16 protein-coding genes and 1 other RNA gene are annotated in these 20142 nt (G+C 64.9%); 8 read left to right on the forward strand and 9 right to left on the reverse strand.

The window, feature by feature from the left end:
• Positions 1 to 50 precede the first annotated feature (50 nt).
• The 6 genes from MKK04_RS18630 to MKK04_RS18655 all read left to right on the forward strand — a co-directional run bounded on the left by MKK04_RS18630 (position 51) and on the right by MKK04_RS18655 (position 6444).
• Positions 51 to 2525, forward strand: a complete 2475-nt coding sequence (locus MKK04_RS18630; protein ID WP_241105873.1) for a heavy metal translocating P-type ATPase — start codon at positions 51 to 53, stop codon at positions 2523 to 2525.
• Positions 2504 to 2719, forward strand: coding sequence for a cbb3-type cytochrome oxidase assembly protein CcoS (ccoS, locus tag MKK04_RS18635; protein ID WP_087499884.1), 216 nt, complete (start codon positions 2504 to 2506; stop codon positions 2717 to 2719). The genes MKK04_RS18630 and ccoS overlap by 22 nt, the downstream gene beginning before the upstream one ends.
• Complete coding sequence (locus MKK04_RS18640; RefSeq protein ID WP_207830012.1) at positions 2712 to 3395, forward strand: sulfite exporter TauE/SafE family protein; 684 nt, start codon at positions 2712 to 2714, stop codon at positions 3393 to 3395. Before ccoS ends, MKK04_RS18640 begins: the two co-directional genes overlap by 8 nt.
• A 142-nt stretch (positions 3396 to 3537) precedes the next feature.
• Entirely contained in the window at positions 3538 to 4920 is a 1383-nt protein-coding gene (hemN, locus tag MKK04_RS18645; protein WP_063912765.1) for an oxygen-independent coproporphyrinogen III oxidase, read from the forward strand.
• A 185-nt stretch (positions 4921 to 5105) separates the two neighbouring features.
• The gene (gene fnrA / locus MKK04_RS18650; protein WP_016711709.1) at positions 5106 to 5840 is read left to right on the forward strand and encodes a Crp/Fnr family transcriptional regulator FnrA; all 735 of its coding nucleotides are present in this window, start codon (positions 5106 to 5108) and stop codon (positions 5838 to 5840) included.
• A 55-nt stretch (positions 5841 to 5895) separates the two neighbouring features.
• Positions 5896 to 6444 carry an adenine phosphoribosyltransferase gene (locus tag MKK04_RS18655; protein WP_009683910.1) on the forward strand — a complete coding sequence of 183 codons (549 nt, stop codon included), beginning with the start codon at positions 5896 to 5898 and terminating at the stop codon, positions 6442 to 6444.
• Between the two features lie 41 nt (positions 6445 to 6485).
• Here the strand turns inward: MKK04_RS18655 and recR are convergent, their stop codons facing one another.
• The 3 genes from recR to dnaX all read right to left on the reverse strand — a co-directional run bounded on the left by recR (position 6486) and on the right by dnaX (position 9865).
• Complete coding sequence (gene recR, locus MKK04_RS18660; protein WP_003259670.1) at positions 6486 to 7088, reverse strand: recombination mediator RecR; 603 nt, start codon at positions 7086 to 7088, stop codon at positions 6486 to 6488.
• Positions 7089 to 7386: 298 nt separating this feature from the next.
• Positions 7387 to 7722, reverse strand: a complete 336-nt coding sequence (locus MKK04_RS18665) for a YbaB/EbfC family nucleoid-associated protein (protein WP_003259671.1) — start codon at positions 7720 to 7722, stop codon at positions 7387 to 7389.
• A 64-nt stretch (positions 7723 to 7786) separates the two neighbouring features.
• Positions 7787 to 9865, reverse strand: a complete 2079-nt coding sequence (gene dnaX, locus MKK04_RS18670; protein WP_207830009.1) for a DNA polymerase III subunit gamma/tau — start codon at positions 9863 to 9865, stop codon at positions 7787 to 7789.
• Between the two features lie 122 nt (positions 9866 to 9987).
• Between dnaX and MKK04_RS18675 the strand changes: the two genes are divergently transcribed.
• On the forward strand, positions 9988 to 10755 hold the full coding sequence (locus MKK04_RS18675; protein WP_241105874.1) for a substrate-binding periplasmic protein: 768 nt from the start codon (positions 9988 to 9990) through the stop codon (positions 10753 to 10755).
• Between the two features lie 163 nt (positions 10756 to 10918).
• Here MKK04_RS18675 and MKK04_RS18680 read toward each other — a convergent pair whose 3' ends face one another.
• Positions 10919 to 11407 (reverse strand): DUF2938 domain-containing protein, encoded by a 489-nt coding sequence (locus tag MKK04_RS18680; protein WP_207830004.1) that lies wholly within the window; start codon positions 11405 to 11407, stop codon positions 10919 to 10921.
• Between the two features lie 82 nt (positions 11408 to 11489).
• On the opposite strand from MKK04_RS18680, the gene MKK04_RS18685 reads away from it, so the two are divergent.
• Complete coding sequence (locus MKK04_RS18685; protein ID WP_241105875.1) at positions 11490 to 11909, forward strand: helix-turn-helix domain-containing protein; 420 nt, start codon at positions 11490 to 11492, stop codon at positions 11907 to 11909.
• 28 nt (positions 11910 to 11937) lie between these two features.
• Here the strand turns inward: MKK04_RS18685 and ffs are convergent.
• The 5 genes from ffs to MKK04_RS18710 all read right to left on the reverse strand — a co-directional run bounded on the left by ffs (position 11938) and on the right by MKK04_RS18710 (position 20132).
• Positions 11938 to 12034, reverse strand: an RNA gene (gene ffs / locus MKK04_RS18690) — signal recognition particle sRNA small type.
• A gap of 280 nt (positions 12035 to 12314) precedes the next feature.
• A complete protein-coding gene (gene ligA / locus MKK04_RS18695; protein WP_241105876.1) occupies positions 12315 to 14645 on the reverse strand; it encodes an NAD-dependent DNA ligase LigA in 2331 nt (776 codons plus the stop codon).
• 238 nt (positions 14646 to 14883) lie between these two features.
• A complete protein-coding gene (gene zipA / locus MKK04_RS18700) occupies positions 14884 to 15774 on the reverse strand; it encodes a cell division protein ZipA (RefSeq protein WP_063912775.1) in 891 nt (296 codons plus the stop codon).
• Positions 15775 to 15980: 206 nt separating this feature from the next.
• Positions 15981 to 19469, reverse strand: a complete 3489-nt coding sequence (gene smc / locus MKK04_RS18705; protein WP_241105877.1) for a chromosome segregation protein SMC — start codon at positions 19467 to 19469, stop codon at positions 15981 to 15983.
• A gap of 3 nt (positions 19470 to 19472) precedes the next feature.
• Positions 19473 to 20132 (reverse strand): GntR family transcriptional regulator, encoded by a 660-nt coding sequence (locus tag MKK04_RS18710; RefSeq protein ID WP_063912777.1) that lies wholly within the window; start codon positions 20130 to 20132, stop codon positions 19473 to 19475.
• Between the last annotated feature and the right edge of the window lie 10 nt (positions 20133 to 20142).

Here is a 20142-nt window from a genome sequence, read left to right on the forward strand (position 1 = left end):
CCCACAGGCACCGTGCCCAACCAGCCGATTTGTGTAAGGCAAATGATGTGATGACCCAGCCCACCCCCTGCTACCACTGCGCCCTGCCCGTCCCCGCCGGCAACCGCTTCAGCGCCGTGGTCCTCGGCCAACCCCGGCAGTTCTGCTGCCCCGGCTGCCAGGCGGTGGCCGAATCGATCGTTGCCGGTGGCCTGGAGCACTACTACCAGCACCGCAGCGACAACAGCGCCAACCCCGAGGCCCTGCCCAATCAGCTACAGGACGAACTGGCCCTCTACGACCGCAGCGACGTACAGCAAACCTTCGTGCGCCATGCCGGCGATCTGGCCGAAGCTACCCTGCTGGTCGAAGGCATCAGCTGCGCCGCCTGCGGCTGGCTGATCGAAAAGCACCTGCGCAACCTGCCCGGTGTTGCCGAAGCACGCCTGAACCTGTCCAACCACCGCCTGTTGCTGAACTGGGATGACAAGCTACTGCCACTCTCGCGCCTGCTCGCCGAGCTGCGCCAGATCGGCTACGCCGCCCACCCCTACCAGCCCGACCAGGCCACCGAGCAACTGGCCCGCGAGAACCGCAGCGCCCTGCGCCGCCTGGGCGTGGCCGGGCTGCTGTGGTTTCAGGCGATGATGGCAACCATGGCCACCTGGCCGGAATTCAACATCGACCTGTCGCCCGAACTGCACACCATCCTGCGCTGGGTGGCGCTGTTCCTCACCATCCCCATCGTGTTCTACAGCTGCGCGCCGTTCTTCAAGGGCGCGGCACGCGACCTGCGCACCCGCCACCTGACCATGGACGTTTCGGTGTCGCTGGCCATTGGCCTGGCCTTCGGCGCCGGCATCTGGACCGCCATCACCGGCAGCGGCGAGCTGTATTTCGACACCGTGGGCATGTTTGCGCTGTTCCTGCTCACTGGCCGCTACCTGGAGCGCCGCGCCCGCGAACGCACCGCCGCGGCCACTGCGCAGCTGGTCAACCTGCTGCCGGCCTCGTGCCTGCGCCTGGACACCCACGGCCGCAGCGAGCGCATCCTGCTCAGCGAACTGCAGTGCGGTGACACGGTACAGGTGCTGCCAGGCGCAGTAATCCCCGCCGACGGGCGCATCGTCGAAGGCCGCTCCAGCGTCGATGAATCGCTGCTGACCGGTGAATACCTGCCGCAACCACGCCGAGTCGGCGAGCGGGTTACCGGCGGCACCCTGAATGTCGAAAGCACCCTGAACGTGGAAGTGGAAGCCCTCGGCCACGACTCGCGGTTGTCGGCCATTGTCCGCCTGCTGGAACGCGCCCAGACCGAGAAACCACGCCTGGCCGAAATCGCCGACCGGGCCTCGCAGTGGTTCCTGCTGTTCTCGCTGCTGGCCGCCGCAGCCATCGGCCTGTGGTGGTGGCACCTGGACCCGGCGCGGGCGTTCTGGATCGTACTGGCCATGCTGGTAGCGACCTGCCCTTGCGCGCTGTCCCTGGCCACGCCAACGGCGCTTACTGCTGCCACCGGCACCTTGCACAAGCTCGGCCTGCTGGTGACCCGCGGCCATGTGCTGGAAGGCCTGAACCAGATCGACACGGTGATTTTCGACAAGACCGGCACCCTGACCGAAGGCCGCCTGACCTTGCGCAGCATCCGCCCGCTCGGCAGCCTGCCCGCCGACCGCTGCCTGGCCTTGGCCGCGGCGCTGGAAAACCGCTCCGAACACCCCATCGCCCGTGCCTTCGGCCGCACCGCCACGCCTGCTGACGATGTGCAGACCGTACCTGGCCTGGGCCTGGAAGGGCTGGTCGAAGGCCAGCACCTGCGCATTGGCCAGGCCACCTTCGTCTGTGCCCTGAGCGGCGCGGAGATCCCCAGTGTACCGGAGCCACGCGGACAGTGGCTGCTGCTGGGCGACCGCCAGGGCCCGCTGGCCTGGTTTGGCCTGGACGACCGCCTGCGCGACGATGCCCCTGCCCTGCTGGCAGCCTGCAAGGCCCGTGGCTGGCGCACGCTGCTGCTGTCCGGCGACAGCTCGCCGATGGTTGCCGAAGTGGCCGCACAGCTGGGCATTGACCAGGCCATCGGCGGCCTGCGCCCGGACGACAAACTGGACCGGCTGAAGGCGTTGCAGGCAGCCGGGCACAAGGTGCTGATGCTGGGCGACGGGGTCAACGACGTGCCGGTGCTGGCCGCCGCCGACATCAGCATCGCCATGGGCAGCGCCACCGACCTGGCCAAGACCAGCGCCGACGCCGTGCTGCTGTCCAACCGCCTGCAGGCGCTGGTACAGGCCTTCGAACTGGCCCGCCGCACCCGCCGCAACATCCTCGAGAACCTGCTGTGGGCGACCCTGTATAATGGCCTGATGTTGCCGTTTGCCGCGCTCGGCTGGATCACCCCGGTATGGGCAGCCATCGGCATGTCGGTCAGTTCACTGATCGTGGTGCTCAACGCCCTGCGCCTGACCCGCCTGCCCTTGGCATCGGGCTTGCCAACGAATGAAGCGCCCCTGCCTGGGAGGAAGTCACCATGCCCGCCCTCTACGTCATGATCCCCGCGGCCCTGCTGCTGGTCGGCGTGGCCGTGTACATCTTCTTCTGGGCGGTGGACAGTGGCCAGTACGACGACCTGGAAAGCCCGGCCCACAGCATCCTGTTCGACGACCAGGACCCGCGCCACCAGGCGGCGGTGAAGCCTGACGACAGCCAGGCCGACACCGACAAGGAACCCCCACCCCGTGCCTGACCTGCTGCCCCTGCTGGGCTCGGCGATGATCCTCGGCCTGCTCGGCGGCGGCCACTGCCTGGGCATGTGCGGCGGCCTGATGGGCGCGCTGACCCTTGCCATCCCACCCGAACAGCGTGGCCGGCGTTTGCGCCTGCTGCTGGCTTACAACCTTGGGCGCATTCTCAGTTATGCCTGTGCCGGCCTGCTGCTGGGCCTGGCCGGCTGGGCCGTGGCCAGCAGCCCGGCGGCGCTGGCACTGCGGGTGGTGGCGGCGCTGCTGTTGATCGCCATGGGGCTGTACCTGGCCGGCTGGTGGAGCGGGCTGACCCGCATCGAGGCGCTGGGCCGTGGGTTGTGGCGGCATATCCAGCCAGTGGCGTCGCGCTTGCTGCCAGTGTCCAGCCTGCCCCGCGCGTTGCTGCTGGGGTCGCTGTGGGGCTGGCTGCCATGCGGCCTGGTGTACAGCACCTTGCTGTGGGCAGCCAGCCAAGGCAATGCCGGGTACAGCGCGGCGCTGATGCTGGCGTTCGGCGTGGGGACCTGGCCGGTGCTGCTGGCTACCGGATTAGCCGCGGAGCGGGTAAACATTTTGTTGAAAAGACGCAGTGTGCGGGTGGCTGGCGGGGTGCTGGTGATGCTGTTTGGTATCTGGACCATGCCTGGACCGCACCAGCATTGGTTGATGGGGCATTGATCGGGGCCGCTTTGCGACCCTTCGCGGGCAAGCCTGCGAAGGGCTGCAGAGCAGCCCCAATGCCCTTGATACAAATCAACACAGATTCCTACAGACGGCCATAGACTCCGGGGCACTGCTGCTCTTTCCGGGGACCGCCCTCATGCTCGACGACCTACGTTGGGATACCGACCTGATCCGCCGCTACGACCTGGCCGGACCACGCTACACCTCTTACCCGACCGCCGTGCAACTGCACAGCGAAGTGGGCTCGTTCGACCTGCTCCACGCCCTGCGCGAGAGCCGTCGGGCCGTGCGCCCGCTGTCGCTGTACGTGCACGTGCCATTCTGCGCCAACATCTGCTACTACTGCGCCTGCAACAAGGTCATCACCAAGGACCGCGGCCGCGCCGCGCCCTACCTGCAGCGCCTGGAGCAGGAAATCCAGCTGATCGCCTGCCACCTCGCCCCTAAACAACGTGTTGAACAGCTGCATTTCGGCGGCGGCACACCGACCTTCCTCAGCCATGTGGAACTGCGTCAGCTGATGGCCACCCTGCGCCAGCACTTCCATCTGCTGGACGACGATTCCGGCGACTACGGCATCGAGATCGACCCGCGCGAGGCCGACTGGTCGACCATGGGCCTGCTCCGCGAGCTGGGCTTCAACCGCGTCAGCCTGGGCGTGCAGGACCTCGACCCGGCCGTGCAGCGCGCGGTCAACCGCCTGCAGAGCCTGGAGCAGACCCGCACCCTGATCGAAGCCGCGCGCACCCTGCAGTTCCGCTCGATCAACCTCGACCTGATCTACGGCCTGCCCAAGCAAACTCCGGAAGGCTTTGCCCGCACCGTCGAAGAAGTGATCCGCCTGCAACCCGACCGCCTGTCGGTGTTCAACTACGCCCACCTGCCCGAGCGTTTCATGCCGCAACGGCGCATCGACAGCAATGACCTGCCCAGCGCGGCCGCCAAGCTGGAGATGCTGCACGCCACCATCGACCAACTGACCGCAGCCGGCTACCGCTACATCGGCATGGACCACTTCGCCCTGCCCGACGACGAGCTGGCCATCGCCCAGGAGGAAGGCACCCTGCAGCGCAACTTCCAGGGCTACACCACCCATGGGCACTGCGACCTGATCGGCCTGGGCGTGTCGGCCATCAGCCAGATCGGTGACTTGTACTGCCAGAACAGCAGCGACCTCAACACCTATCAGGACAGCTTGTCCAACGCCCAGCTGGCCACCCAGCGCGGCCTGCTGTGCAACCACGACGACCGCATACGCCGCGCGGTGATCCAGCAGCTGATCTGCCATTTCGAGCTGGATTTCGAGCCGATCGAACAGGCCTTCACCATCGATTTTCGCGGCTACTTCAACGACCTCTGGCCGGAACTGCTGACCTTGCAGCGCGACGGCCTGATCCGCCTGGACGACAAGGGCATCCGCATCCTGCCGGCCGGCCGCCTGCTGGCGCGCTCGGTGTGCATGGTGTTCGACGCCTACCTGGCAATGCACAACCGCCAGCGCTTTTCGCGGGTGATCTGAAACCGAGTCGTTCAACCGCATGGACAAGTTTCCTTGCCAGGCACACCATGGGCACAGCGAAGGCCCCGGCGCGCACCCGCCGCGGCCAGTCCAGCTCGCACCACAGCAGCGCACGCTGGCCTACAACCTACGCCGTGAGTTACCCTTACGTCTTATGTGTGCTTTCCCACAAGGATCGAATGAAAATGTCCGAGCCAGTCAAACTGCGCCCACACAACCAGGCCCATTGCAAGGACTGCAGCCTGGCCCCCCTGTGCCTGCCTCTGTCACTGAACCTGGAAGACATGGATGCACTGGACGAAATCGTCAAGCGTGGGCGGCCGCTGAAAAAAGGCGAGTTCCTGTTCCGCCAGGGTGACAATTTCGGCTCGGTCTACGCGGTACGTTCCGGCGCCCTGAAAACCTTCAGCCTCAGCGACAGCGGCGAAGAACAGATTACCGGCTTCCACCTGCCCAGCGAGCTGGTCGGCCTGTCGGGCATGGATACCGAGGCTTACCCGGTATCGGCCCAGGCCCAGGAAACCACCTCGGTGTGCGAAATTCCGTTCGAGCGCCTCGACGAGCTGTCGGTGCAACTGCCGCAGCTTCGCCGCCAGCTGATGCGGGTAATGAGCCGGGAAATCCGCGACGACCAGCAAATGATGCTGCTGCTGTCGAAAAAGACCGCCGACGAGCGTATTGCCACTTTCCTGGTCAACCTGTCGGCGCGCTTCCGCGCCCGCGGCTATTCGGCCAACCAGTTCCGCCTGAGCATGTCGCGCAACGAAATCGGCAACTACCTGGGCCTGGCGGTGGAAACCGTGTCGCGGGTGTTCACCCGCTTCCAGCAGAACGGCCTGATCCGTGCCGAAGGCAAGGAAGTGCACATCCTCGACCCGATCCAGCTATGCGCGCTGGCCGGTGGTGCAATCGAGGCCTGAAGCCGGCGTTTAGCGGGTATACTTGGGCATTCGTTTTTCCAGGATACCCGCAACAATGCACAGCGACGCCTTCGACCTCAAAGCCCTGATCCGCCCGGTAGTGGACTTCCCCAAACCCGGCGTGATCTTCCGCGACATCACCCCGCTGTTCCAGTCGCCGCGCGGGCTGCGCTATGTGGCCGACCAGTTCATCGAGCGCTATGTCGAAGCCGAGTTCAGCCACATCGGTGCCATGGATGCGCGGGGCTTTCTGATTGGCTCGATCATCGCCCACCAGCTGAACAAACCACTGATCCTGTTCCGCAAACAGGGCAAGCTGCCGGCCGACGTGCTGAGCGAGGGTTACCAGACCGAGTACGGCGAAGCCTTCCTGGAAGTGCATGCCGACAGCCTGTGCGAAGGGGATTCGGTGTTGATCTTCGATGATTTGATTGCTACTGGCGGTACGCTGCTGGCAGCGGCCAACCTGGTGCGTCGGACCGGGGCGCAGGTGTTCGAGGCGGCGGCGATCATCGATCTGCCAGAACTGGACGGCTCGCGCCGTTTGCAGGCGGCGGGTGTGCCGACCTTCTGCCTGACCGAGTTTTCGCTCAGCGAGTACTGAGTTTGATTTTGGGGCTGCTTTGCAGCCCCGGCAATTCTGAATCAGAGCGAAATTGGCCGCCGCCCCGCAAAGGCATGGGCCAAGGTCCCACCATCCACCAGCTCCAGCTCGCCGCCCAGCGGTACGCCATGGGCAATCCGCGACGCCACCAGGCCCTTCTCGCTCAGCAACTGGGCAATGTAATGCGCCGTCGCCTCCCCTTCCACCGTCGGGTTGGTCGCCAGGATCACCTCGGTGAAGGTGCCCTGTTCCTCGATCCGCGCCATCAGCTGCGGAATCCCGATCGCCTCCGGCCCCAGGCCATCCAGCGGTGACAAATGGCCCTTGAGCACGAAGTAACGGCCACGGTAGCCGGTCTGCTCCACCGCATACACGTCGGTCGGCCCTTCGACCACACACAACTGGGTATCGTCACGGCGCGTGTCGGCGCATTGCGGGCAAAGCTCCTGCTCGGTCAGGGTGCGGCACTGACGGCAATGCCCAACTCCTTCCATGGCCTGGGTCAAGGCCTGGGCCAGGCGCAGGCCGCCACTGCGGTCACGCTCGAGCAGTTGCAGGGCCATGCGCTGGGCGGTTTTCTGGCCGACACCCGGGAGAATACGCAGGGCATCGATCAGTTGGCGGATGAGAGGGCTGAAGCTCATGGGAAAGGCCTGACAAACAAATAAGAGGCGGTTTATACCCAGCGGGGGGCAATGGCGTCAAATCGGCCCCGCGACCTGTGCGGTCCGCCTTGTTTGTGGGAGCGGCCTTGTGTCGCGAAAGGGGCGCGCAGCGGCCCCGGGATTTCAGCTTCGCAGCGTGAATTGCCGGGGCTGCTGCGCAGCCCTTTCGCGACACAAGGCCGCTCCCACAAAAAAACAGACCGCACCAGGGTTGAAATCTCACCAACAAAAAAACCGCCGCTGTTGTCAGCGGCGGTTTTCGGTAACGCAAATGCCCTTAGAACGGCATCTTGAAGCCCGGCGGCAGCTGCATGCCAGCGGTCATGCTACCCATCTTGTCCTGGCTGTTCTGCTCGACCTTGCGCACAGCGTCGTTCAGCGCGGCGGCGATCAGGTCTTCCAGCACTTCCTTGTCGTCTTCATCAGTCGACATCAGGCTCTGGTCGATACTGACACGCTTGACGTCGTGACGACCGGTCATCACCACGCTCACCAGACCGCCACCGGACTGGCCGGTGACTTCGGCGTTGGCCAGCTCTTCCTGCATCTTCTGCATCTTTTCCTGCATCTGCTGGGCCTGCTTCATCAGGCCGGCCATGCCACCTTTCATCATGGGGGTATACCTCGATTGGGTCATGTGATGCGGCCCGGCACCGGGCCGGCCGCATGGTTATCCGTTACTGGCCCTGATTCACCAGGGCTTCTACAGGCTCAATAGTATCCTGCCGCACCTTGGCGCCGAACAACTTGATCATCTGCTGGATCAACGGATCCTGTTCGATCGAGTTGACTGCGTCCTGCTGGCGCTCGGCACGCTTGCGCGCCGCTGCCTGGGCCGGGGTTTCCTGCTCGGGCAGGATCAGTTCGATACGCAGGTTCAGCGTGCGCCCCAGGTGCTGGTTGAGCGCTTCGTTCAGGCGCCGCTGCTGGGTGGCGTTGAACAGCGCACCCTGGCCAGGGTCCAGGTGCAGTAACCAGTCGTCGCCATCAGCGGCGATCAACGTACAGTTTGCCGCGATGTTGCCTGTCATCCCGGACACAGGCAACTGTGGGAATAATTCCAGCCATTGCAGGGCCAGGCCGGTGGCTGGCTTGGCTGCTGGCAGCGGCTCGGCTGCCGGCCTGGGTGCTTCTTCCTGGACGTGCTCGGCCAGTTCGTCCAGGTAGCTGAAGCCGACCGGGTCGCTCTCGCCGCCGTAATAGTCTTCGTCCAGTGGCGGCTCATCGTCGCGGTCCATGCCCACGGCGGCATAGGCGGACGGGTCGAAGGGCGGCTCGTCGTCGTGTGCCGGGGCGGCAGGCGCCGGCGCCAGCGCAGGGGGCGGTGCAGGAGCCGGCGCAGGCTCGGCCACTACCGGTGCGGGCGCTGGTGCGGGCTCTTCCCATGGCAGGTCAACCGCCTCTGCCACGGGCTCTGGTTCGGGTTCTGGCTCAGGTTCACAAACCGGGGCAGGCTCAGCCGCCACCACAGGCTCTACAACCGGCTGTGGCGCTGGCTCGACCGGTGCAGGCGCCTGCACTTGTGGCGCGGCAGCCGGTGCAACAGGCTCCACGACAGCAGCAGCCGGCGGCGCCACGGCAACCGCCGGCGCTGCCACCGGTGTTGCAGGATCAGCTGTGGCCTGGCTGATCCCCGCTGGCTTTAGTACCGGCTTCGGCGCATCGTCGGTGTCGGCCGGGCGGAACGCCAGCATGCGCAGCAGGACCATTTCGAAACCGCCACGCGGGTCCGGCGCCAAGGGTAGGTCACGGCGGCCGATCAGGCCCATCTGGTAATAGAACTGCACATCCTCGGCCGGCAGTGCCGAGGCCAGCGCCAGCACTCGCTCACGGTCGCCCTGGCCGTTGTCCACCGCTTCCGGCAGCGCCTGGGCAATCGCCACGCGGTGCAGCACATTGAGCATCTCGGCCAGCACGCCAGCCCAGTCCGGCCCCTGCTCGGCCAGGTTGCGCACGGCCTCCAGCAAGGCCCGGGCATCGCCTTCGAGCAGCGCCTGCAGCACACCGTAGACCTGGCCATGGTCGAGGCTGCCAAGCATGGCCCGCACATCGGCGGCCAGCACCTTGCCTTCGCCAAAGGCAATGGCCTGGTCGGTCAGGCTCATCGCGTCACGCATCGAGCCATCGGCCGCGCGGCCCAGCAGCCACAGGGCGTCCGGCTCGAACGGCACATTCTCGGCGGCCAGTACATGGCTGAGGTGTTCGACCACCCGCTCCGGGCTCATGTTCTTCAGCGAGAACTGCAGGCAGCGCGACAGGATGGTGGCCGGCAGTTTCTGCGGGTCGGTGGTGGCAAGGATGAACTTGACGTAGGGTGGCGGCTCTTCCAGCGTCTTGAGCAAGGCGTTGAACGAGTGAGTCGAGAGCATGTGCACTTCGTCGATCAGGTAGACCTTGAAGCGCCCACGGCTCGGGGCGTACTGCACGTTATCGAGCAGTTCACGGGTGTCCTCGACCTTGGTGCGGCTGGCGGCGTCGATCTCGATCAGGTCGACGAAACGGCCTTCGTCGATCTCCCGGCACACCGAACAGGTGCCACAGGGCGTGGAGGTGATACCGGTTTCGCAGTTCAGGCACTTGGCGATGATACGCGCAATGGTGGTCTTGCCCACGCCCCGGGTACCGGTGAACAGGTAGGCATGGTGCAGGCGCTGATTGTCCAAGGCGTTGATCAAGGCCTTGAGCACATGGGCCTGGCCGACCATTTCGCGGAACGAGCGCGGACGCCATTTACGTGCAAGAACCTGATAACTCATCGAAAAACCATCGTAGCCTGATCGAGCGGAAGATCGCTAATGCTAGCGGAGCGGGGGCAAAATTGCACCCTGCGCAGCTCGGCTAAGCTATGAAACTGTACGCTGTCCAGGGAGGATAAGCCTTGCGAAGATTACTGGCCTTGCTGTTGCTCTGGACCTCGCAGGGCATGGCCGAACAGCCGCTGCTGCGCTTTTCCGTGGCCGAGAGCTGGAGCATGCCGTTGGTGCGCATCGAAGGTGACCAGCCGGTTGAAGGCCTGCTGTACGACCTGACGCAGGCGTTAGCCAAAGAGGTAGGCGCACGCCCTGTTTACCATGTGATGGCCCGCCTGCGCCTGCAGGAGGCCATGGTCCACGGTGATATCGACGTGCGCTGCTATGTCAGCAGCCAGTGGTTCGATGACCCTCCAAGGAATTTTGTCTGGAGCATTCCACTGATTCACCAGCGCGACCTGCTGGTCGGCCGCCCGGGCGACAGCCCCCCGCTATCTCTGCAACAACTGCCACCCCAGGCGATCGGCACGGTGCTGGGCTACACCTATTCGACCCTGCAGCCATTGCTTGACCAGGGCCGACTGCACCGTGAAGACAGCCGCAACCAGTTGCTGGTGCTACAGAAGCTGCAGGCCGGGCGGTATCGGCATGCGGTAAGCAACCAGTTATCGTTGCAGTGGTTCAACCAGGGCTTGCCGGCGGAACAGCGCCTGCAGCCGCTGGCAGTGCTGGAGGAACAGGACCTGGGGTGCATGGTGCGTAACGACCCGGCGATTCCGGCACAAGAAGTGTTGCGGGCGCTGGTGCGGATGAAGCAGTCGGGGGAAGTCGAGCGAATTGTGCAGCGCCATGGTGGGGCGGGCTATCCGACCACCATGTCTGTGGCTCACCCCTGATTTCCTGGAATACCGGCAGGCACAACAATCTCGAAGTCGGCGCGATCACTGTGGGAGCGGGCGTGCCCGCGAACACCGGCAACGCCGGTGCCATCCACCGCGTCGCCTTCTTCGCGGGCACGCCCATTCCCAGAACCGTCCAGAAATCTTGATCCGTTGGCCCTCACACCAAAGCCAGCAAATCCGCACTCAAGAACAACCCCACGCCAAACACAAAATGCGTAGCCAGGCTCTTCAGGCAGTTGCGCGCCGGCGTCGGCGTCCTCGACGCAAAGAACCCCGCCCCCATCGCCGGCTGCATGAAGCACAACGGCGCCACGACGGTCCCCACACCAACAACCAGCGCAGGCAACACTGTAGGCGCCAGTAGCCAACCCTCGCCCACGATCACAACCAGCAGCATCGCGAACAGCACGCCGATGGCGTAATGAATCCCCCACCCCAACGCCAGCTCATGCCGGACCGGCTCAGCCTTGGCAATCGCCTGGTGCCGCACACGCCCGTACAACAGATGCCCCGCCCAACGCCCAACCATGGCGAAGTTCAGCGTGGCGACACCCAGCCGCCTCAACAGCAGCCCCCACAGGTCCATCATCACCGTGGCGCCAATGCCAATCGGCAAGGCAGCGGAAACCATCGCAGCAAACGTCATTGAACAAGCCCTCGAAGATTGACGGTCATCACTCTGCCGCGCAGCATAGAAGTTGAAGTCAACTTCAAGTCAAGGGCCCGAAATGGACATTGCCGACGTCGCCAAACGCACAGGCGTACCCGCCTCGACGCTGCGCTACTACGAGAAGAAAGGCCTGCTCAAATCACTCGCCGGACCTGGCCAGCGGCGGCAGTTCGCAGCCGATGTGGCAGACAGGCTGGCGCTGATCGCCCTAGGCCAGGCTGCGGGGTTTTCGCTGGATGAAGTGGGGGCGATGCTGGTGGAGCTGCAGGTCGACCGGCAGATGCTGATCGCCAAGGCCGACGAACTGGATGCACGGATCAGGCGCCTGCAGGCGATGAGCAAGGGCTTGCGGCATGCGGCGCAGTGCCCTGAGGAAGATCACCTGGCATGCCCGAAATTCCAGCGGCTGATGAAGCTGTCGGCGGCGGGGGTATTGGGCGAGAAGCAGGACAGAACTAAGGCGTTCACTGCAGATTGAGGTTTTCGGCCCCCGGAAATGGAGGCGGCCCCACCAGCCACACCCCGGCACTCGATGTTCCCGCTATGGCTGCTCCCTTCCGGGCCTGACCAGGTTAACGGGTAATCAATGCGGGGGGACCGATGGGGCCACCACTACAAGGCTCGCTGAGCAGCGAGTGGCGCCATTGTACCGGTCTTGGGGGCAGATACAACCTCTGGAGGAGAAAAAGTCATCATTTCTCAATGACTTGTCCCGGCCGGGGTGGCCAGGAGCCGCCAATTCGCGGGTGAACCCGCTCCTACAGGGGTAGCGCTGACAGCACGACCAGCGCAGGACCTGTGGGAGCAGGCGCCGCGGTGGATGGCACGGGCTTCGCCCGTGTTCGCGGGCACGCCCGCTCCCACATGGACCGTGCAAGGACTTCTAGACAGCGATGCCCTGCTCGCCCAGGAAGGTGACAAAGGCATCTTCATCGAGCACCTTCACCCCCAACTCACTGGCCTTGGCCAGCTTGGAGCCAGCACCCGGCCCCGCCACCACACAGTGGGTCTTGCCGGAAACCGAACCCGCTACCTTGGCCCCCAGACTTTCCAGTTTCTCCTTGGCAATATCGCGGCTCATGCGCTCCAGGGTACCGGTCAGCACCCAGGTCTGGCCGGCCAGCGGCAAGCCTTCAGCCACTTTCTTCTCGCTGCTCCAGTGCATGCCGAACGCCAGTAATTGTGCCTCGATGTCCCGGGCCAGCTTCTGGTTGGCTTCATCCTTGAAGAACTCGCGCACGGCTTCGGCCTGCTTGGCCGCCAGGGCCTGGCGCAGGTCGATACCGTCGGCGGCGATGATCTTGTCCAGGCTGTCGAGCTTGGCCACCAACTTTTCGGCACCGGTCGGGCCAACCGAGGCGATGTCGAGCTTGGCGATCATCCCGGCCAGGGTGGTGCTGGCGGCGAATTCGGCAGCCAGCTCGCCTTCGTCCTGCAGTTGCATGCCGCTGTCGAGCAGCTGCTTGATGACCTTGCGGTTGTGCTCGTCCTGGAAGAAGTTGTGGATCTCGTAGGCCACCTCCAGGCCGATGTCCGGCAGGTAGGTGAGCACCTGCGGCAGCGCCTGCTGCACTCGCGCCAGGCTACCCAGCGAGCGGGCCAGTACCTTGGCGGTCTCCTCGCCTACGTCCGGGATGCCCAGGGCGTAGATGAAGCGCGCCAGAACCGGGCGCTTGCTGGCTTCGATGGCATCCAGCAGCTTCTTGCTGGACACTTCGGCAAAGCCTTCCAGGCCGACGATCTGGTCGAACTCCAGCTTGTACAGGTCGGCCGGCGAGCCAATCAGGCCTTCGTCCACCAACTGCTCGACGCTCTTCTCGCCCAGGCCGTCGATATCCATGGCGCGGCGCGACACGTAGTGGATGATCGCCTGCTTGAGCTGGGCGCCACAGGCCAGGCGACCGACACAGCGGTACACCGCGCCCTCGCTGGTGGTTTCCTTGCCCTTGCTACGCTTGACCAGCTGGGTACGCTCGACCTGCGAGCCGCACACCGGGCACTCGCTCGGCACCTGCACCGGGCGGGCATCCTCCGGGCGGCGCTCCAGCACCACCTGCATCACCTGCGGGATCACGTCACCGGCGCGGCGGATGATCACCGTGTCACCAATGCGCAGGCCCAGGCGGGCGATTTCGTCCATGTTGTGCAGGGTGGCGTTGGACACGGTCACACCGGCGACCTTGACTGGCTTCAGGCGTGCCACGGGCGTTACCGCGCCGGTGCGGCCGACCTGGAACTCGACATCCAGCACCTCGGTCAGCTCTTCCATGGCCGGGAACTTGTGGGCAATCGCCCAGCGCGGCTCACGGGCGCGGAAGCCCAGTTCGCGCTGGGCGGCCAGGCTGTTGACCTTGAACACAACACCGTCGATTTCGTAGGGCAGGCTGTTACGCCGCTCGCCGATGTCGCGGTAGTAGGCCAGGCATTCTTCGATGCCGGCGGCATGCTTGAGCTCGCGGCTGATCGGCAGGCCCCAGGCCTTTAGCTGTTCGAGGATGCCGATGTGGCTGTCGGCGATGCTCGCGGACACCTGGCCGACGCCATAGCAGCAGAACTCCAGCGGGCGGCTGGCGGTAATTTTCGAATCCAGCTGACGCAGGCTGCCGGCGGCGGCGTTGCGCGGGTTGGCGAAGGTCTTGCCGCCGGCTTCGGCCTGGGCGGCGTTGAGCCGGTCGAAACCGGCCTTGCTCATGTACACCTCACCGCGCACCTCCAGCACCGCCGGCCACCCCTCGCCTTGCAGCTTGAGCGGGATGTTGCGCACGGTGCGCACGTTGGCACTGATGTCTTCGCCGGTGGTGCCGTCGCCACGGGTGGCGCCCTGTACCAGCTGGCCGTCGCGGTACAGCAAGCTTACGGCCAGGCCGTCGAGCTTGGGCTCGCAGCTGTAGTCGACCGCACCGGGCTGGTCGAGGCCGTCTACCACGCGACGGCCGAACTCACGCAGGTCGGCTTCTTCGAAGGCGTTGCCCAGGCTGAGCATCGGCACTTCGTGGCGCACCTGGCTGAACGCGGCCAAGGCTGCACCGCCGACACGCTGGGTGGGCGAGTCAGGGGTTACCAGGTGCGGGTATTCGGCTTCAAGCGCCTTGAGCTCGTTGAACAGGCGGTCGTATTCGGCATCGGGCACGCTGGGCTCGTCGAGCACGTAGTAGCGGTAGTTGTGCTGGTCGAGCTGGGAACGCAGTTCGTGGATGCGGGTTTCGGCGGTCATGGGATTTGTCTTCTCTTGCAAAGCAAAAGAGCAGCCTGGGGGTGGTGCCGGGGGTTTGAGGTATTTATTGCCTGTGCCGGCCTCTTCGCGGGTAAACCCGCTCCTACAGGGACACCACAAACCTCAAGGGCTGTGGTGTCCCTGTAGGAGCGGGTTTACCCGCGAAGGGGCCGGAACAGGCGATAACAACACCCGAACCGACCAGCACGCCCTCAGGCTGCTCTTTCGTCTGGATCTGTCAGCGCTTCTGGGTCAGCGCACGGCGCTCGAACTCGACGATGCGCTGGCGGTAGTGCTCGATGGTCTGGGCGGTCAGCACGCTGCGCTGGTCGTCCTTGAGCTCACCGTTCAGTTCATGGGCCAGCTTGCGCGCCGCAGCCACCATCACGTCGAAGGCCTGCTTCGGATGACGCGGGCCCGGCAGGCCGAGGAAGAAGCTCACCGCACGGGTGCTGAAGTGGTCGATGTCGTCCAGGTCGAACACGCCAGGCTTGACGGCGTTGGCCATGGAGAACAGCACTTCGCCGTGACCGGCCATGCTCTCGTGACGGTGGAAGATGTCCATTTCGCCGAAGCGCAGGCCGCTTTCCAGAATGTTCTGCAGCAGCGCCGGGCCCTTGAAGCCGCCCTCGTCGCGGGAGATCACGCTGATCACCAGCACTTCCTCGGCCGGCGGCAGCTCCTTGACGCTGCTGCTGGCAGGCGCCGCACCATTGCTGCGGGTATTTTCCGCGGCAAAGTCGTCATCGCTTTCGGCAAACAGGTCGGGTTCGCGTGGCTCGGCGCTCAGGTTCAGGTCACCCTGCTGCGCATCCGCAGCAGCGGTGGCGCGCTTGCCGCGCTTGTTGGCCTTGGCCGGCTTGGGCTCGCGCTCGCGGTCACGCGCAGAAGCGCTGAGCGACGGCAGGTCGCTTTCGTCCAGCTCAGGCTCCTTGTGGGTATCCAGCACTCGCGACGGGCCAAGCACTTCGGCATTGCCCTCTTCGTCCGGCAGGTTGGAATAACTGCGATCCAGACGGAATTTCAACTTGCCTTTTCCGCCGCGCATGCGGCGCCAGCCGTCGAAAAGAATCCCGGCAATGACAATGATGCCGATGACGATCAGCCACTCGCGCAGACCGATTTCCATGTAATCCCGTGCCTCTATAAAAATATGCTTGAAAACAAAGGGTTCAAAGCCCTTTAACACGTGGCGCCAACTCTATGTTCTGACAGGCGTTTTTACCCACGCAAAAAACGAGTGACATTAAGCTAGCACGACCAAAGACAACTTTACACCGTCTGTCGCACATGGCGGGGGCATTTCACTACAGAATGTGCCCTTGTCGTCCAGCATCAGGCGTCGACCATGGCCATAGCCTCCTCCACGTCGACGGCAACCAGCCGTGAACAGCCCGGTTCATGCATGGTCACCCCCATCAATTGATCCGCCATCTCCATGGCAATCTTGTTATGGGTGATGTAGATGAACTGCACGCTTTCACTCATTTCCTTGACCAGGCGGGCATAACGCCCGACGTTGGCATCGTCCAGCGGCGCGTCGACCTCGTCGAGCATGCAGAACGGTGCGGGGTTCAACTTGAAGATGGCAAACACCAGCGCCAATGCGGTCAGTGCCTTCTCGCCGCCGGACAGCAGATGGATGGTGCTGTTCTTCTTGCCCGGTGGTCGCGCCATGATCGTCACCCCTGTATCGAGTAGATCTTCGCCCGTCAGTTCCAGATAAGCGCTGCCACCACCGAAAACTTTTGGGAAAAGTGCCTGTAATCCGGCATTTATCTGATCAAAGGTATCCTTGAAGCGGTTGCGGGTTTCCTTGTCGATCTTGCGAATGACGTTTTCCAGGGTCTCCAGCGCTTCGACCAGGTCGGCGTCCTGGGCGTCCAGGTAACGCTTGCGCTCGGACTGCTGTTCGTACTCTTCGATGGCCGCCAGGTTGATCGCCCCCAGGCGCTGGATACGCGCCTCGAGCTGCTCAAGCTCCTGTTCGGTGCCTTGCTCGCTGGCCTCGGCCTCAAGGGTGGCAAGCACGCCTTGCAGGTCGTAGCCATCGGCCAGCAACTGCTCCTGCAAGGTCTTGCGCCGTACATCCAGGCCTTGGCACTCCAGGCGCAGCTGCTCCAGCTGGCCGCGCAGCAGTTGAGCCTGCTGCTCGGCCTGGGTGCGGCGCTTCTCGGCGTCACGCAGTTCGCGGTCGGCCTCATCCATGTGCAGGCGGGCCTGGCGCATTTCCTCGTCGACGCTCATGCGCCGCTCCAGCAGCTCTTCCAGCTTCAGGCGCAGTTCTTCCTGGGGGGCCTCGCCCTCCTCCAGGTTCAGGCTCAGTTGCTCCTGGCGCTCGGTCAGGCGCGCGGCCTGCTGCTCAAGGCGCTCCAGGGCCTGCCGGGTGGAGTCGTGCTGGGCACGCAGCGAGCCCAGGCGCACAGCCAGCTGGTGGGCGTGATCCTTGTGCTGGCGGGCCTCCTGGCGCACGCGATCGAGGCTTTCGCGCAGGGTGTCGCGGCGGGCCATCAACTGCTCGCGCTGCTCGGTGTCCTGGGCCATCAGCTCCAGGGCCTCCTGCAGCAGCAAGCGGGCTTCGCCCAGTTGCTCATGCTCCAAGGCACGCTGCTCTTCCAGTTCGGCCAGCTCTTCCTGCAGGCGCCGACGGCGCAACTCGACCTGCTCGGCACGCGCACGGCTGGCCGACAGGCTGGCCTTCAGCTCGCCGTGCAGGCGGTTTTCTTCCTGGGTGCGACGGCGCAGCTGTTCACGCTGTTCTTCCAGCTCCAGCTGCTGCCCGCGCAGGGCCTGCAGTTGCTGCTCCAACTGCTCCAGCGCCGCTTCCTGCTCCAGTTGCTCCTGGCCCAGGCGCTCGATCTCCTGGCCGCGTGCCAGCACGCCGCCTTCGGCTTCGCCGCCACGGCGCACCCGCAGGAAATGTCGGCCAACCCAGTAGCCATCGCGGCTGACCAGGCTCTGGCCTTCGCCGAGCGACGCGCGCTGTGCCAGCGCCTGGGCCAGGCCTTCCACGGGCTTGACCAGGCCCAGCCAGGGCGCCAGGTCGACACGGCCTTCAACCTTTTCCAGCAGGCTGCCGGGCAGCGACGAGCCAGTACCGCTCGCCACCAGCAAGCGCAACTCGCCCTGCTCCAGGCCGGCAAAATCGAGGTTATTGAAGTCGTCCACCAGCACAGCCTGCAGATCGGCACCGAGCACGGTTTCTACCGCAAGCTCCCAGCCCGGCTCTACCCGCAACCCTTCAGCCAGCCGCGGCTGCTGCTCCAGGCCCTGGCCCTGCAGCCAGTCCGCAGCACCTGCACCCGGCTCCAGGGCAGCCTGCTGCAAGGCTTCGAGCGAGGCCAGGCGGCCGCCCAGGCGTTGCAAGTCGCCCTGTGCCTGCTGTTGGGCCTGGGTGGCCTGTTGCAATTGCTCACGCGCGCCTTCCAGGCGCTCGACCACCTGCTCTTCGGACAGCTGCAACTCTTCCAGCAACATTTCGCTGCTGGCCAGCTGCTCGGCCAGTTCGAGCATGGCCGCATCCTGCGGGTCGCTGCCCAGCAGCTCACGCTCTTCTGCCAGCTTGCGCTGGCGCTCGGCCTGGCGCTCCAGGCTGGCTTCCAGCTGCTGCAGGCGCGCCTGCTGCACTTCGGCCTGGCGGCGCGGCTCGGCGGAACGGCTGTTGAAGCTGTCCCACTGCTCCTGCCAGCCGTGCATGCCCAGCTCGGCCTCTTCAAGGGCGGCGGCAGCTTCTTCGGCAGCGGCCAGGGTCATTTCCTGCTCGGGTTCGAGCATGGCCAGCTCTTCGCCCAAGGTAGCCAGCAGGGTACGGTCATGGCCCAGGTGCGATTCGGTCTCCAGGCGCGTGCGCTCGGCCTCCTTGAAGTCATCCTGCAACTGGCGCAGGCGCTGCTGGCCGTGCTGGATGCTCTGCTCGACCCGGGCGATATCACCGGCCACCGAGTAGAAGCGGCCCTGCACCTGGTTGAAGCGCTCGGACAATTCGTGATGGCCATCGCGCAGGCGCTCGATGCTGGCATCGGCATTGCGCTGCTCGGCCACCAGCGCCTCATGGGACACATCCTGGTCGCCGATCACTGCCTCGCGCTGGCGCACCCGCTCGTCCAGGTCGCGCCAGCGCAAGGCCGACAGGCGTGCCTTCAGCTGGCGTTCCTGGGCCTTGTATTCGCGGTACTTCTCGGCCGCCTGGGCCTGGCGGTGCAGGCGCTCCAGCTGGCGCTCCAGCTCTTCGCGCAGGTCGGTCAGGCGCGCCAGGTTTTCCTGGGTGCGGCGGATGCGGTTCTCGGTTTCACGGCGGCGTTCCTTGTACTTGGAAATGCCGGCGGCTTCCTCGATGAAGTTGCGCAGCTCCTCGGGCTTGGCCTCGATCAGCTTGGAGATCATGCCCTGCTCGATGATCGAGTAGCTGCGCGGCCCCAGGCCGGTACCGAGGAAAATGTCGGTGATATCGCGCCGGCGGCACTTGGTACCGTTGAGGTAGTAGCTGTTCTGCCCGTCGCGGGCGACCTTGCGGCGGATCGAGATCTCGGCGTAGGCGGCATATTCGCCGACCAGGGTGGTTTCGCTGTTGTCGAACACCAGCTCGATGCTGGCCTGGCTGACCGGCTTGCGGCCACTGGAGCCGTTGAAGATGACATCGGTCATCGACTCGCCGCGCAGGTTCTTCGCCGAACTCTCGCCCATCACCCAGCGCACGGCATCGATGATGTTGGACTTGCCACAGCCGTTGGGGCCGACCACGGCCGCCATGTTGCTGGGGAAGTTGACTGTGGTCGGGTCGACGAACGACTTGAACCCGGCCAGGCGAATGCACTTCAGGCGCATCGGTCAGCCTCGGGCCAACGCCGCCAGCACCAGTTCGCAGCTGCGCTGGCCATAGGCGGTGAGCACCTCGCGAATGCGCGGCAGGTCACGGGCGACCACTGCGTCGAGCAGGCGGGCGAACAGGTCCAGGTAGTCGATCATGTTGGCCTGGCGCTGGTCCAGCGACAGGTAGTAGGCACGGCTCATGGCCGGCTGCAGGTTTTCCACGGTTTCCTGCAGGAACGGGTTGTCGGCGAACGGATAGGCCGCCCGCATGACCGCGAAGCTGTCGGCGACGAAGGCCTTGATGTCCAGCTGGTCATGGGCCCGCTGCAGGCGCTGCTGGATCTCCAGGAACGGGCGCAGGTCGGCATCGGTGCGCCATTTTTGCGCAACCGCGTTACCCAGCAGGATGTAGAACTCACCCATCAGTGCGCACAGGCTGCGCACACTGCGCTCGTCGAGCACGGTCACGTGGGCACCACGGCGCGGCAGGATTGCCACCAGGTGGCGGCGTTCGAGGATCAGCAGCGCTTCGCGCACCGAGCCGCGGCTGACGTTGAGTGCCTGGGTGACCTTCTGCTCCTGGATACGCTCGCCTGGCGCCAGCTCGCCACGGATGATGCGTTCGGCCAGGTAATCGGCAATCTGCTCGGAGAGGCTGTCCGGGGCCTTGAACGTCATGGTTTTCCTT

The organism is Pseudomonas sp. LS.1a (assembly GCF_022533585.1).
GTDB lineage: Bacteria > Pseudomonadota > Gammaproteobacteria > Pseudomonadales > Pseudomonadaceae > Aquipseudomonas.

Excerpts from the sequence above, each read along its gene's own strand:
- MKK04_RS18630 (WP_241105873.1), top strand. The coding sequence starts at position 51 with ATGACCCAGCCCACCCCCTGCTACCACTGCGCCCTGCCCGTCCCCGCC.
- ccoS (WP_087499884.1), top strand. The coding sequence starts at position 2,504 with ATGCCCGCCCTCTACGTCATGATCCCCGCGGCCCTGCTGCTGGTCGGC.
- hemN (WP_063912765.1), top strand. The coding sequence starts at position 3,538 with ATGCTCGACGACCTACGTTGGGATACCGACCTGATCCGCCGCTACGAC.
- fnrA (WP_016711709.1), top strand. The coding sequence starts at position 5,106 with ATGTCCGAGCCAGTCAAACTGCGCCCACACAACCAGGCCCATTGCAAG.
- MKK04_RS18655 (WP_009683910.1), top strand. The coding sequence starts at position 5,896 with ATGCACAGCGACGCCTTCGACCTCAAAGCCCTGATCCGCCCGGTAGTG.
- recR (WP_003259670.1), bottom strand. The coding sequence starts at position 7,088 with ATGAGCTTCAGCCCTCTCATCCGCCAACTGATCGATGCCCTGCGTATT.
- MKK04_RS18665 (WP_003259671.1), bottom strand. The coding sequence starts at position 7,722 with ATGATGAAAGGTGGCATGGCCGGCCTGATGAAGCAGGCCCAGCAGATG.
- dnaX (WP_207830009.1), bottom strand. The coding sequence starts at position 9,865 with ATGAGTTATCAGGTTCTTGCACGTAAATGGCGTCCGCGCTCGTTCCGC.
- MKK04_RS18680 (WP_207830004.1), bottom strand. The coding sequence starts at position 11,407 with ATGACGTTTGCTGCGATGGTTTCCGCTGCCTTGCCGATTGGCATTGGC.
- MKK04_RS18685 (WP_241105875.1), top strand. The coding sequence starts at position 11,490 with ATGGACATTGCCGACGTCGCCAAACGCACAGGCGTACCCGCCTCGACG.
- ligA (WP_241105876.1), bottom strand. The coding sequence starts at position 14,645 with ATGACCGCCGAAACCCGCATCCACGAACTGCGTTCCCAGCTCGACCAG.
- zipA (WP_063912775.1), bottom strand. The coding sequence starts at position 15,774 with ATGGAAATCGGTCTGCGCGAGTGGCTGATCGTCATCGGCATCATTGTC.
- smc (WP_241105877.1), bottom strand. The coding sequence starts at position 19,469 with ATGCGCCTGAAGTGCATTCGCCTGGCCGGGTTCAAGTCGTTCGTCGAC.
- MKK04_RS18710 (WP_063912777.1), bottom strand. The coding sequence starts at position 20,132 with ATGACGTTCAAGGCCCCGGACAGCCTCTCCGAGCAGATTGCCGATTAC.